Raw genomic sequence first — 12,819 nt, 5'->3', positions numbered from 1 at the left:
ATTTAATAAAAAAAGGTATAATTAAAATGTTTTTTATAAAGGAGTAAATTTGTTGACTTTTAGTAATCTTTGATATAAACTATCTAAAGGCTGAAGAAAGTTTTGAGAGAATAAAAATTTAAGTAAAAAAATTATTTTTACGATTATAATGCTTACTGTTTTTGTTTTTGGAACCACTATTACAGCACCATTTATTCGGATTGCTGATCCAAGTCAACTTTCGAATAATGCTTTTTTAAACACTCTTAATTTAATTGGTGGTGGGGGTTTGCGTCAGTTTTCGATTTTTGCCTTAGGGATTAGCCCTTTTATTAATGCATCCTTGATAATGATGATTTTGCAATCAAAGTTTGTTCCACCAATTTACAAACTTTCACAAAGTGGGCCACAAGGAAGAAAGAAAATTAATGTTATTACCCGTTTTGTAACATTAGCAATTGCTTATCCGCAGGCAGTGTTTTTAACAAGAGCTCTTTCATCAGGGAGTCCATCATCTGTATTTATTTCAATTACAGGAACCCAGTATTTTAGTGAAAATGCATTAGTATATTTTATAATTCCGATGATTTTAGTTTCTGCTTCGTTATTAGCACTTTTTATTTCAGAACAAATTACCAACAAAGGAGTGGGTAACGGAACTAGTTTATTAATTTTTACTGGTATTGCAGCAAGGTTACCTCGTCAGTTTCATACAGCAATTTTATATTATATAGGTGATTTAGCTGAAAGTGGAATAATGAAAGGCATAATAAGCTTTATTAGTTATTTATTAGTTTATATTTTAACAATTGTAATAATTGCAATTGTATATGTTTCGGAAAGACATGTGCCGATTCAACAAGTCGGAGCAGGACGCTCAAAGAGTCGTAAGGAAATGGGTAAATTACCAATTAAAGCGAATCCGGGCGGGATAATGCCTATAATTTTTGCAATGTTAGTTTTATCATTTCCTACAATGATCGCTAATGTTTTACCACAACATAGTGCTGCCAAATTTTGAATAAACACAAATTTACAATTCACTCAACCGATTGGATTTACTTTGTTAATTGTAATAGTGTTAGTGTTTTCAGTGTTAATGGGAATTCAGCAATCAAAAGTTGATAAAATAGCAGAAGATTTTACTAAAAACTCTACATTTATTCCTGGGGTGCGTCCTGGTGAAGAAACGCAAGATTATTTAGTTGCTATAGTTTTTCGTTTAAGTGTATTTTCATCACTTTACTTAGTAATTCTAGGAAGTATGCAATTTATTGCAATTATGGCTCATATACTTCCTCAAGCAATTGCTTTTGGTGGAACAGGTTTAATGATTTTGGTATCAACTTCACTTGAAACACTCGGACAACTTAAAGCACGTCGTATGAGCAACAAATTATCTAAGGCAAAACGACTTACTCTTGAAAATTTTGAAAATTTAAATTCTGATAAATCAGACGATGATAAGAAGATGGGAACAGGATTATTATGATAGGAAAAATAGATACAAATATAATTTTAATGGGACAACCTGGAGCAGGTAAGGGAACTGTAGCAGGAGTTTTTGCTAAGAAAACCGAATGAATACATTTATCTACCGGAAATATTTTTCGTCAAGAAATCCATAATAAAACACAACTTGGTCAGAAAGTAGAATATTATGTAAACTCAGGTGGATATGTTCCTGATGAAATCACAAATGAAATAGTTAAAAATGCAATTTTGAAACTACGAGCAGAAAATAAGTTTTTTATTTTAGACGGTTATCCACGTACTATTGCACAAGCAGAATTTCTAAAACAAATTCCTAATTTAAAATTCAAAGTTATATTATTAACTGCTTCTGAAAAAATAATAATGGAACGTTTATCTGGTAGACTTGCTTGCGAAATTTGTGGGACAGGTTATCATATAAAATTCAAAAGAAGTTTCGTTCCCGATTATTGCGATATTGATGGTGGAAGGCTTTATTCACGCGATGATGACAAGCCTGAAAAAATTAAAAACCGTCTTAAAATATACGATGAACAAACTAAACCATTATTAGAATATTATAAAAAAACAGGTGAATTACTAACTTTTGCTTGTGAAGGCGATCCTGAAGAAGTTGCTAATGAAATTGCTTCTCATTTTAAAATAAGATGATAAAATTATGATACTTTTGAAAAAGTATCATTTTTTTGTTTTCAAAAGTACATCTGGAGGTAGTATTGATTCAAATTTTAAACGAAGAACAAATCAAAAAAATTACCAAAAGTTGTAAAATCTTGGCAGAAGTAAAACAAATTTTGTGAGATTTCATAAGACCAGGGGTTTCTTTAAAAGAAATTGATCAATTAGCTTTTAAAGAAATTACTAAAAGGGGTGCTAAACCAGCTTTTTTAGGTTTATATGGTTTTCCTGCAACCACATGCATCTCTGTAAATGAACAATTGATCCACGGAATCCCTAATAATTACATTATAAAAGATGGTGACTTAGTTAGTGTTGATATCGGTTGCATCTGACAGGGGTTTAATAGTGATAGTGCATTTACCAAAGCTATTGGTAATGTATCTGCATCTGACCAAAAACTTATTGATGTTGCAAAAGGAGCCTTTGAAGCAGGATTAAAAGCAATTAAAAGAGGCGCTCGAGTTGGTGACATCAGTGCTGCAATAGGTAGGTATATCAAAAAAAACGGATTATATACACCTGTTGAGTTTTGTGGTCATGGTATTGGAAGTCATCTCCATCAAGATCCAAATGTTAATAATACAGGACATAAAGGAAGTGGTCCATTATTAAAAAACGGTATGGTTCTTTGTATTGAACCAATGATAATTCAAACTCCACATATTAAAATTTTATCAGATGGTTGAACTGTTATTAGCGCTAATAAAACAAATACAGCCCATTATGAACATACCGTTTTAATAAAGGATTTTCATGGTGTCGTTCTAACGAAAGGAATATAATTTGGCAAAAGACGCAATTAAATTTAAAGCAGTCGTTAAAGAAGCTCATACAACAGACTTATATACAGTTGAATTAAGCGATAACGGTGCCCTAATTAAAGCTCATATTTCAGGTAAAATGCGTGTAAATCATATTCGTATTTTACCTGGTGATACAGTTGATGTAGAAATGAGCCCTTATGATTTGACACAAGGACGCATTGTCTATCGTCATAAATAAAAGGAGAAACTATGAAAGTTAGAGCAAGTGTAAAGAGTATTTGCAAAGATTGTAAGATCATTAAACGTAAAGGTGTAAACCGTGTGATTTGTATTCATCCAAAACACAAACAAAGACAAGGTTAATAAGAAAGGAAAGTTAAATGGCTAGAATTTTAAATGTTGAAATTCCAAATGATAAGCGTGTAGTTGTTTCATTAACTTATATTTATGGAATTGGAAGAACCTTAGCAAAAGAAATTTGTAAAACTGCAAAAGTAAGTGAAGATGCTCGTGTTAAAAATCTAAGTGAAGAAGAATTATCAAGAATTCGTGAAGCTGCAAAAGTATATACCACCGAAGGTGATTTACGCAGAGAAGTAACTTTAAACATTAAACGTTTAATGGAAATTAAATGCTACCGTGGGATCAGACACCGTAAAGGATTACCAGTTCGTGGTCAATCAACCCAAAAGAATGCTCGTACCCGTAAAGGTCCAAGAAAAACTGTAGCAGGAAAGAAAGGTAAATAATGGTTCGTAAATCAAAAAAGAAAAATATTGTTAGTGGAATAGCACATATTCACTCAACAAATCAAAACACTATTGTTACTTTCACAGATGAAAAAGGTGATGTAATTGCTTGATCATCAGCAGGAGCAATTGGTTATAAAGGAACCAAGAAAAAAACTCCATATGCTGCAGGTTTAGCAGCACAAGCAGCCGCGGAAGCTGCAAAAGAACACGGAATGAAGACAGTCAAGGTTGAATTAAAAGGACTAGGAGCAGGTAAAGATGCTGCTAGAAAACAAATCGAAGTTGCTGGAATTACAGTTACTGAAATCAAAGATGTTACACCTGTTCCGCATAATGGTACTAGACCTCCAAAACGTATTTTAAAACGTGAACGTGCAAAAAAATAATTAATACCATAGTATTTAAAGGAGTCTCGATATGGAAAAGATGAAACAATTATCTTATAGAAAAAAACCAGTATTTAGAGAAACAGACGATAATGAAACCACATTCACCTTACAAGGACTCGAAAGAGGTTATTCAAACACATTAGGAGTTGCATTAAGACGTGTATTGCTTTCATCTACTACTTCGCTTGCACCGTTTTGTGTTCGCATCGAAGGGGTAGAGCATGAATTTTCTACAATTAAAGAAGTTGTAGAAGATGTTCCAAGTTTGATTATGAATTTACGTAAGGTTAAATTCACTTATGATCCTAATATTGTTTCAGATAATGAAATTGTTAAGGTTAAATTGGTAGCAGATGAATCAGGTGTATTAACAGCAGGAAAAATGCAGATTTCAAACCCTGGTGTTCGTGTTATTGATCCATCAGTACACATTGCAGAAGTAGTGAATCCAAATGCATTAAAATTAGAAATGTTTTTACGTGCAGGACGTGGATTTGTTTCATTTGAGGAGAATAAAGTTCTTTTACTAAATCCGCAAATCAAAGTTTCGTTAGATACAGATATTAAAAAGGCTGAATATATCGCAGTTGATTCTGATTTTTCTCCAATTGAAAAAGTATGATATACACAAAGAGAACTAAACTCATCATCACCCAAGATTGAAGAAGAACTTGAATTAAATATTAAGACAAACGGAACGGTTTCAGCAAAACAAGCGATTAAATCTGCATCAGAAATTTTAATCGGTTTATTCGCTGTTATCGGTAATGTTGATAGTATGGAAGATGTAAAAATCTTTGAAGAACCAAAACAAGTTGAAGAAGAAAAACCTGATGATGATATTGATATTTCACAACTTGGTTTAAGTGTTCGTTCATATAATGCACTTAAAAAAGCTAATAAACGCAAACTTAGTGAATTTGCTGCAATGAAACTTGAAGACCTTGAAAACATTAAAAACTTAGGTAAAAAATCTATTGAAGAAATCGTCAAAAAACTCGCTGAACAAGGTATTATTTTAAAAGAAGGAGTTGAATAATATGGCAAATCCAAAACAAATCTATTCACGTGATACAAAATGAAGAACTGGTGTAATGCGTTCATTAGTTAGTGAGTTGCTAGCTCATGGACATCTAACAACAACCTTAACCCGTGCAAAAGAAGTTCGCAGACATGCTGAACGTATGATTCAAAAAGCAAAAACCCCTACCTTAGCAAACAGACGTGCAGTTGCTTCATATGTTCGCGACATTAAAGTTGAAGGTAACAAAAATGTTCTTAAACATTTATTTGACACAGTAGCACCTAAATATGCACAAAGAAACGGTGGATACACAAGAATTATTAAATTACCAAAACGATTGGGTGATAATACTCGAATGGCCTTAATTGAATTAGTTTAATTTCCTTACTTATTTTAGAGCTTTAAAAATTTATTGCAAACAGCCCACCTAGGGTTGTTTTTGTATAAAAATATCCACATAAGTGGATATTTTTATCAAATTTTAATGCGCTTTTCAGGTGATAAATACATTTGATCACCATCTTTTATATCATAGGTTTTTAAAAATAATTCGTTATTAGATAAAACTTTATTTGCACGTACTTTGGTTGGAGCATGTACATCTGAATCAAGTAGTCTTTTTGCTCTACCTTCTTTATAAATTGCTCGTCAAACAGTAGCTCAGTTTTCAAAGAATGCATGTGCATCAAAATCAGGATATTTTTGAGCTGCTTTTAAAGCACAATCAAATCCACCTAAATCTGCGATATTTTCAGAAACTGTTAATTTTCCATTCACTTTACCATATTCTGTCTCTGTTCCGTCATAAAGATCAATAACAGCTTGTGTGCGTTTTTTAAATTCATTTAAGTCATTTGCGGTTCATCAGTTGTTTAACTTACCGTTTTCGTCAAATTGTGCCCCATTGTTATCAAAACCATGTGAAATTTCATGTGCGATAACAACCCCGATTCCACCGAAATTAGCTGACTTAGACTGATTTATATCATAAAAAGGAGATGATAATATCGCAGCAGGAAAAACAATTTGATTTCGCATTGGATTATAGTAAGCATTAATTGTAGCAGGTGTCATACCCCAAAGTTTTTTATCTTCTGATTTATGATATAAGGATAATTGATATTCACTGATATGTTTGTTAAATTCGTTAATGTTTTCAAAAATATTAGAACCATCATGATATGTTTTTACCTTAAATTTAGCATAATATGGACGAATTTTTTCTGGATAACCTACCATTGGTTCAAATTTTTCAAGTTTCAAGATTGCTTTTTGAATTGTTTCTTTTGATAGTCAACTGTTATGTAATAAACTATCTTTGTATACATCAATCATAGATGCAATCATATTTTCCACATCTGCTTTAGCTTTTGATCCAAAATATTTATCAGCATAGAACATTCCGAGTGGCATTCCAAAGAACTTACTGGTTAAATCATATGCAAAATCATTTAATTCTCTTACTTTTGCCACTGAATTTACTGCATTAGCATACTCGGTTGCTTTAATTCTTATTTCTTCTGATAAATAAGTTGTAGTTGCTAGCATATTTTTAATAAACATTAAATCACGGAATTTTTCGAAGTTTGTTTCATTAAAAATTTCATCAAACTTAGCAAAAAGTCTTAGGTTTGGAATTGATGCTTCTGATACTTTTTGTCCAATAATTAAGTCTAAGAGTCTTAAAAAGTCATATTTTTTAGAAAACAAACTTAGTTCTTCTCTGGTTTTCAGATTATATAAGGAAACATAATCTGCTTGTTCGACTGATGAAAGAATGTGGTCTTTATAAATATCATCAAAAGCAATCGCATTTTCAATCATTATATTTACTTTTTGCTGAGCAAAACCGTAATCTAAAAGTAAATCATTTACCATATTTTTTCATGCATTAAGTAATTTTTCTTTTTCTTTTGGTTGCTCATAAGTTTCCTTAGATGGCAAGATTACTGAAACTGAATCAAGTCACAAAATTCTTTTATCATTATCTGCAAAATCTTCATAAATTTGTAATTCTAATGGTAAGAAATTGTAATTTAATCACACATCACGATTTGCATTGAAAATATCATTAAAAGAGTTAAATTGATATATTCTATCTAAAAAATTACGAACAGGTTGTCAACCTAATTCATTTCTTTTTTTTGAATTAATAATGAGTTGATAAAATTTTACTAAATCAGACATCATCGGATGATCTTCTGGCAATTCTTGTTTACCTAATGATCATTGGGAAATTAAGTTCTTAAGTAATTTTTCTAAATTTAACTCTAACTCAACAAAAGATCCGATTGATGAACGATCTTCTGGTATTTTAGCAGTTTTTAATCATTCTGCATTAACATATTCATAAAAATCATCTTTTTTATTCATATTTCTCCTATTTTTTTGTTTCTATATTAGTTTTTAAAATTGATAAGAAGGCTTCTTGTGGAACTTCGATGCTACCAAGTTTTTTCATACGTTTTTTACCTTCCTTTTGCTTTTTAAGTAACTTTTGTCTTCGAGTTACATCTCCACCATATAACTTAGCAGTAACATCTTTTCGATAAGCCTTAATAGTTTCTCGAGCGATAATTTTTCCACCGATTGTTGCTTGCACAGGGACTTCAAAGTTTTGTCTAGGAATAGCATCCTTTAGTTTAACACATAATTGTCTAGCTTGTTCATAAGCTCGATCACGATGACATATAATTGAAAAAGCATCAACTTTATCCCCGTTAAGTAAAATATCTACTTTTACTAAATCACTTTCACGATATCCTAATCATTCATATTCAAATGAAGCATACCCCTTGGTAGTTGATTTAAGACGGTCAAAGAAATCAAAAATAGTTTCAGCCAATGGTAGTTCATAAATTACATTAGAACGCTTAGAATCTATTATTTCAAGCGACTTATATATCCCACGCTTGTTTTGACATAATTCCATTACATTACCGATATAGTCGTTAGGGATAAAAATTTGTGCTTGCACATAAGGTTCTTCGATTTTTTCAATAAATGTTCGATCAGGGAGTAAGGTAGGATTGGCGATCATTTCTATTTCACCTTTGGTGGTGGTAACTTTATATTCTACACTTGGAGAAGTTGCAATGATACCAACTTTATATTCACGATCTAATCGTTCTTGTAGGATTTCCATATGTAAAAGTCCTAAAAAACCAACACGAAATCCAAATCCTAATGCTTTGGATGTTTCTTGTTCTCAACTTATTGATGAATCACTTAAAGAAATTTTTTCTAAACTCTCTTTAAGTAGTGAATAATCTCGTGTATCAACTGGATAAAATCCAGTAAAAACAACAGGTTTCATTTTCTTATAACCAGGTAAAGCATTTTGAGTTGGTTCTTCTAAATGTGTAATGGTATCACCGACATTAACTTCCTTAGCATCTCTGATGGCTGCAGAAACTCATCCTACTTCACCTGCTTGTAACACCTCTTTTTTAGTTTCATAAGGATTTCTGACCCCTAATTCGATTACATGATAGCGATTGTTCTCATCGTTTCGAGACATAAATTTAAATTTATCACCTACTTTTAAGATCCCTTCAAAAATCCGAACTAACATTACAACACCACGGTATGGATCAAAATAACTATCGAAAATTAAAGCTTTTAATGGTTTATCATCATCAGCATCTTTTGCAGACGGGATATATTTTATAATTGCTTCAAGTAACTTATCTACCCCTAATCCTGTTTTTGCTGATACTAATACAGCATTCTCGGTTGGTATCCCGATAACATCTTCAATTTCTTTTTTAACACCTTCCACATCTGCAGATGACAAATCAATTTTATTAATTACCGGAATTATTTCAAGGTTGTTTTCTAGAGCAAGATATACATTTGCAAGAGTTTGTGCCTCAATGCCTTGTGTTGCATCAACTAGTAACAAAGCACCTTCAGAAGCTGCCAAGGAACGTGAAACTTCATAAGTAAAATCAACATGACCAGGGGTATCAATAAGATGAAAAATATAATCTTTATATTTAATTTGCACTGCATTAAGTTTTATAGTAATTCCACGCTCTTTTTCTAAATCCATTGAATCAAGAAATTGCTCTTTTAATTCTCTTGTTGCAACAGTGTTAGTTATTTCAAGAATGCGATCAGCGAGGGTACTTTTACCATGATCAATATGTGCGATGATTGAAAAATTTTTAATTTTTGATTTGTCTATTTTCATATTATTAAATTATATTAAATTCTTTCTTTATGCGTATTAAATTTTGTATAATGTATCATTTGCGTTGCATTATAAATTTGTTTTGTTACTTTTTTATATTTAAATTATAATGCAAAAAAGTAATTTTTATTTATTTGTTATTAGTATGTATTTATAAGTCTTCTACTAAAAATAAAGTAGATATAATGATATGGAAATAAGTTGTAAGTAAACATAAAATCCATATCTAAGATAACAAAACACAAGAAAATTTCTTGTGTTTTGTTATTATTTTATGAAATTGTTAATATTAATCTTCGTCTTTAGATTGAATATTTCTACGTTTAATAATTTCATCAGCAATGTTTTTTGGTGCTTTTTCATAGTGATCAAATTGCATTTGATATGTACCACGTCCACTAGTCATTGATCTAAGTTCGGTTGAATAACCAAACATTTCAGCAAGCGGAACCATTGCTTTAACAACAACTGCACCATCGCTTCTTTGTTCTTGATCATTCACCAGTCCTCTACGACGTGATAAATCACCGATAACATCTCCCATATGATCTGATGGAACAACAACCGCAACATCCATAATAGGTTCTAATAAAACAGTCCCAATCATATCTTTTGCTTTTGTTAAGGCCTTAGAAGCTGCTATTTTGTATGCTAATTCAGATGAATCGACATCATGGTATGAACCATCAAATAATGTTGCTCTAATGTCAATCATTTGATATCCTGCTAAAATTCCTGCAGCCATTTTTTCTTCAAGTCCTTTTTGAATTGATTTAATGTATTCTTTAGGGATTTTTCCACCAACAATTTTATCAACAAATTCAAAACCACCATCAGGATTTGGTTCAAATTTTAATCAAACATGACCATATTGCCCTTTACCACCTGATTGTTTAATATGTTTTCCTTCGACATCTGCTGTTTTTGTGATTGTTTCACGGTAAGAAACCTGTGGAGCACCAACCTTTGCTTGAACTCCGAATTCACGTTTTAAACGATCTACAATAATATCAAGGTGCAATTCACCCATACCAGCGATAATTGTTTGACCTGTTTCATCATCGGTATATGTTCTAAAGGTTGGATCTTCAGCAGCTAATTTTTGTAATCCGATTGAAAGTTTTTCGGTAGCTGCTTTTGATTCAGGTTCGAGAGCTTGAGAAATAACAGGTTCAGGGAACACCATTTTTTCTAAGATGATTTTCGCACCTTTTTCATTAACTAAAGTGTCCCCAGTTGTAGTATATTTTAAACCTACAGCTGCAGCAATATCTCCGGCACGACATTCATCAATTTCGACACGACTGTTGGCATGCATTTGCAATACACGTCCGATTCTTTCTTTTTCCCCCTTAGTAGAGTTATATACATAACTCCCTTTTGTTAAAACTCCACGGTATACACGGAAGAAAGTTAAAGAACCAACAAAAGGATCGTTCATAACTTTAAAAGCTAATGCGGCAAATTCACCATCATCGGTTGCTTCAACACTAACTTCATGCTCGTTATCATGTGCTTTGATTGCTGGAATATCAACAGGTGATGGTAGATAATCAACAACAGCATCAATCATCTTTTTTACACCTTTATTTTTAAATGATGTTCCACACACTACCGGGAAGAATTCGGAAGATAAAGTTGCTTTACGAATTGCTTCTTTGAAAGCAGGTATTTCAACTTCATGTCCTTCTAAAACACTCATCATTAATTCATCATCAAAAGCAGCAACTGCTTCTAATAACTCTTGACGTTTAATTTCAACGATGTCTTTAAGATCTTCTGGGATTGCTGTTGCAAATTCTTCTTCTTGTGGTTCGCCATTATATGTATATGCTTCACGAGTTACAAGGTCGATAATTCCTTTGAATTCTGATTCAGCACCAATTGGTCACTGAATAGCAACAGCGTTTCCACCTAAACGTTGTTTAACAGAAGCAACTGAAGCAGCAAAATCAGCACCAGCTTTATCCATTTTGTTTACATAAACTATTCTAGGAACTTTGTAGTTTGTTGCTTGTCTTCATACTGTTTCAGTTTGTGGTTCAACACCAGATTGTGCATCTAAGACAGCGACTGCACCATCTAAAACACGCAATGAACGTTCAACTTCAACGGTGAAGTCAACGTGTCCAGGGGTATCAATAATATTGATTCTTTTACCTTTTCAAAAAGCTGTTGTAGCAGCAGATGTGATGGTAATTCCTCTTTCTTTTTCTTGATCCATTCAGTCCATTTGAGAACCACCATCATGGGTTTCTCCGATTTTATGGATTTTACCTGTATGGAATAAAATTCTTTCGGTTGTTGTAGTTTTTCCTGCATCAATGTGGGCCATAATACCGATATTACGGTAATCTTTTAAATCATAATCTCTTGCCATATTATTTTATAACTCTGATTATCATCTAAAGTGTGCAAAAGCTCTGTTAGCTTCTGCCATTTTGTGGGTGTCTTCGCGTTTTTTAATTGCTCCACCAGTTTTATTTGATGCATCAATGATTTCGTTTGCTAAACGAACATCCATAGTTTTTTCGTTTCTTAATCTAGCATATTGAACAAGTCATCTTAATGCTAATGTTTGTTTTCTGCGAGTAGGAACTTCGGTAGGTACTTGGTAGTTAGTTCCACCGATTCTTCTTGTTCTAATTTCAAGTTGTGGTGTAATATTTTCAACAGCAGCTAAAAATACTTCCATTGGCTCTTTGTTAGTTTTACTTTTGATTAATTCAAAAGCTGAATATAAAATATCTTGTGCGATAGATTTCTTTCCGTCAAGCATAATTTGGTTAATTAATTTTGTAACAACTACTGAATTAAAAACTGGATCTGCAAGTACTTCACGGATAGGTGCACTTTTCTTTCTTGACATTTGTCCTCCTTATGTTTAAAATTAATTATTATGCTTATTTCTTTTCTTTTTTAGTTCCGTATAAACTACGACCTTGATTACGTTTTGAAACCCCAGCAGCATCTTGTGTTCCACGAACTATATGGTATCTTACTCCAGGTAAGTCCTTAACACGACCACCACGTATTAATACCACTGAGTGCTCTTGTAAGTTGTGTCCTTCTCCTGGAATGTACGCTGTAACTTCCATTGTATTTGATAACTTAACACGAGCATATTTACGTAATGCTGAATTAGGTTTTTTAGGTGTCATTGTTGCGACACGAGTACATACACCACGCTTAAATGGAGAAGCCATTTTTTTTGATTTTTTAATTAATGAGTTGTAGCTTTGGTTTAAAGCAGGCGCATTTTGCTTTTTAACCTTTGAACTACGACCATTTGTAACTAACTGATTAGTTGTTGGCATTTTATCCTTTCTAAATTAATATTAACAATAATGATATAAAAATTGCTTTTTAATTATACACTAACAACTGCTCCGTGTGTATCATATTTACAGTTTTTTATTACTATATACAAGGGATAAAAATTTACAAAATATAAATTTTATTATTTTTATACTACAAAATTACTAAAATTCAGATTTTATTATATAAAGCATCATGCATAAAAGGTTGATATATCCCAATT

The 12,819-nt window shown here is 32.1% G+C and carries 14 protein-coding genes; 9 read left to right on the top strand and 5 right to left on the bottom strand.

Going from position 1 to position 12,819, the window contains the following annotated elements:
• The first annotated feature begins 49 nt into the window (after positions 1–49).
• The 9 genes from secY to rplQ all read left to right on the top strand — a co-directional run bounded on the left by secY (position 50) and on the right by rplQ (position 5,462).
• Positions 50–1,474 (top strand): preprotein translocase subunit SecY, encoded by a 1,425-nt coding sequence (gene secY, locus ACXYRR_RS01985; RefSeq protein WP_458597562.1) that lies wholly within the window; start codon positions 50–52, stop codon positions 1,472–1,474.
• Positions 1,468–2,127: an adenylate kinase family protein gene (locus ACXYRR_RS01980; protein WP_458597561.1), complete on the top strand. Its 660-nt coding sequence runs from the start codon at positions 1,468–1,470 to the stop codon at positions 2,125–2,127. Before secY ends, ACXYRR_RS01980 begins: the two co-directional genes overlap by 7 nt.
• A gap of 62 nt (positions 2,128–2,189) precedes the next feature.
• Positions 2,190–2,936, top strand: a complete 747-nt coding sequence (gene map, locus ACXYRR_RS01975) for a type I methionyl aminopeptidase (RefSeq protein WP_458597560.1) — start codon at positions 2,190–2,192, stop codon at positions 2,934–2,936.
• A gap of 1 nt (position 2,937) precedes the next feature.
• Positions 2,938–3,156: a translation initiation factor IF-1 gene (gene infA / locus ACXYRR_RS01970; RefSeq protein WP_435129040.1), complete on the top strand. Its 219-nt coding sequence runs from the start codon at positions 2,938–2,940 to the stop codon at positions 3,154–3,156.
• 11 nt (positions 3,157–3,167) lie between these two features.
• Complete coding sequence (gene rpmJ, locus ACXYRR_RS01965) at positions 3,168–3,281, top strand: 50S ribosomal protein L36 (RefSeq protein WP_435129043.1); 114 nt, start codon at positions 3,168–3,170, stop codon at positions 3,279–3,281.
• A 17-nt stretch (positions 3,282–3,298) separates the two neighbouring features.
• The gene (rpsM, locus tag ACXYRR_RS01960) at positions 3,299–3,667 is read left to right on the top strand and encodes a 30S ribosomal protein S13 (protein ID WP_435129046.1); all 369 of its coding nucleotides are present in this window, start codon (positions 3,299–3,301) and stop codon (positions 3,665–3,667) included.
• Entirely contained in the window at positions 3,667–4,056 is a 390-nt protein-coding gene (rpsK, locus tag ACXYRR_RS01955) for a 30S ribosomal protein S11 (RefSeq protein WP_458597559.1), read from the top strand. The genes rpsM and rpsK overlap by 1 nt, the downstream gene beginning before the upstream one ends.
• A 31-nt stretch (positions 4,057–4,087) precedes the next feature.
• Entirely contained in the window at positions 4,088–5,098 is a 1,011-nt protein-coding gene (locus tag ACXYRR_RS01950; RefSeq protein ID WP_435129052.1) for a DNA-directed RNA polymerase subunit alpha, read from the top strand.
• Between the two features lies 1 nt (position 5,099).
• Entirely contained in the window at positions 5,100–5,462 is a 363-nt protein-coding gene (rplQ, locus tag ACXYRR_RS01945) for a 50S ribosomal protein L17 (protein ID WP_458597558.1), read from the top strand.
• Between the two features lie 92 nt (positions 5,463–5,554).
• On the opposite strand, the gene ACXYRR_RS01940 is transcribed toward rplQ, so the two are convergent.
• The 5 genes from ACXYRR_RS01940 to rpsL all read right to left on the bottom strand — a co-directional run bounded on the left by ACXYRR_RS01940 (position 5,555) and on the right by rpsL (position 12,595).
• Positions 5,555–7,456, bottom strand: a complete 1,902-nt coding sequence (locus ACXYRR_RS01940; RefSeq protein WP_458597557.1) for a M13 family metallopeptidase — start codon at positions 7,454–7,456, stop codon at positions 5,555–5,557.
• A gap of 7 nt (positions 7,457–7,463) precedes the next feature.
• On the bottom strand, positions 7,464–9,278 hold the full coding sequence (gene lepA / locus ACXYRR_RS01935) for a translation elongation factor 4 (protein ID WP_458597556.1): 1,815 nt from the start codon (positions 9,276–9,278) through the stop codon (positions 7,464–7,466).
• 289 nt (positions 9,279–9,567) lie between these two features.
• Positions 9,568–11,658 carry an elongation factor G gene (gene fusA, locus ACXYRR_RS01930; protein ID WP_458597555.1) on the bottom strand — a complete coding sequence of 697 codons (2,091 nt, stop codon included), beginning with the start codon at positions 11,656–11,658 and terminating at the stop codon, positions 9,568–9,570.
• 18 nt (positions 11,659–11,676) lie between these two features.
• A complete protein-coding gene (rpsG, locus tag ACXYRR_RS01925; RefSeq protein ID WP_435129070.1) occupies positions 11,677–12,147 on the bottom strand; it encodes a 30S ribosomal protein S7 in 471 nt (156 codons plus the stop codon).
• Positions 12,148–12,181: 34 nt separating this feature from the next.
• Complete coding sequence (gene rpsL / locus ACXYRR_RS01920; RefSeq protein WP_435129073.1) at positions 12,182–12,595, bottom strand: 30S ribosomal protein S12; 414 nt, start codon at positions 12,593–12,595, stop codon at positions 12,182–12,184.
• Positions 12,596–12,819: the final 224 nt, after the last annotated feature.

The sequence above is a fragment of the Mycoplasma sp. 246B genome, assembly GCF_054353935.1.
Note: the sequence above shows the minus strand (reverse complement) of the source record. Positions and strands in the feature narration are given on the sequence as shown.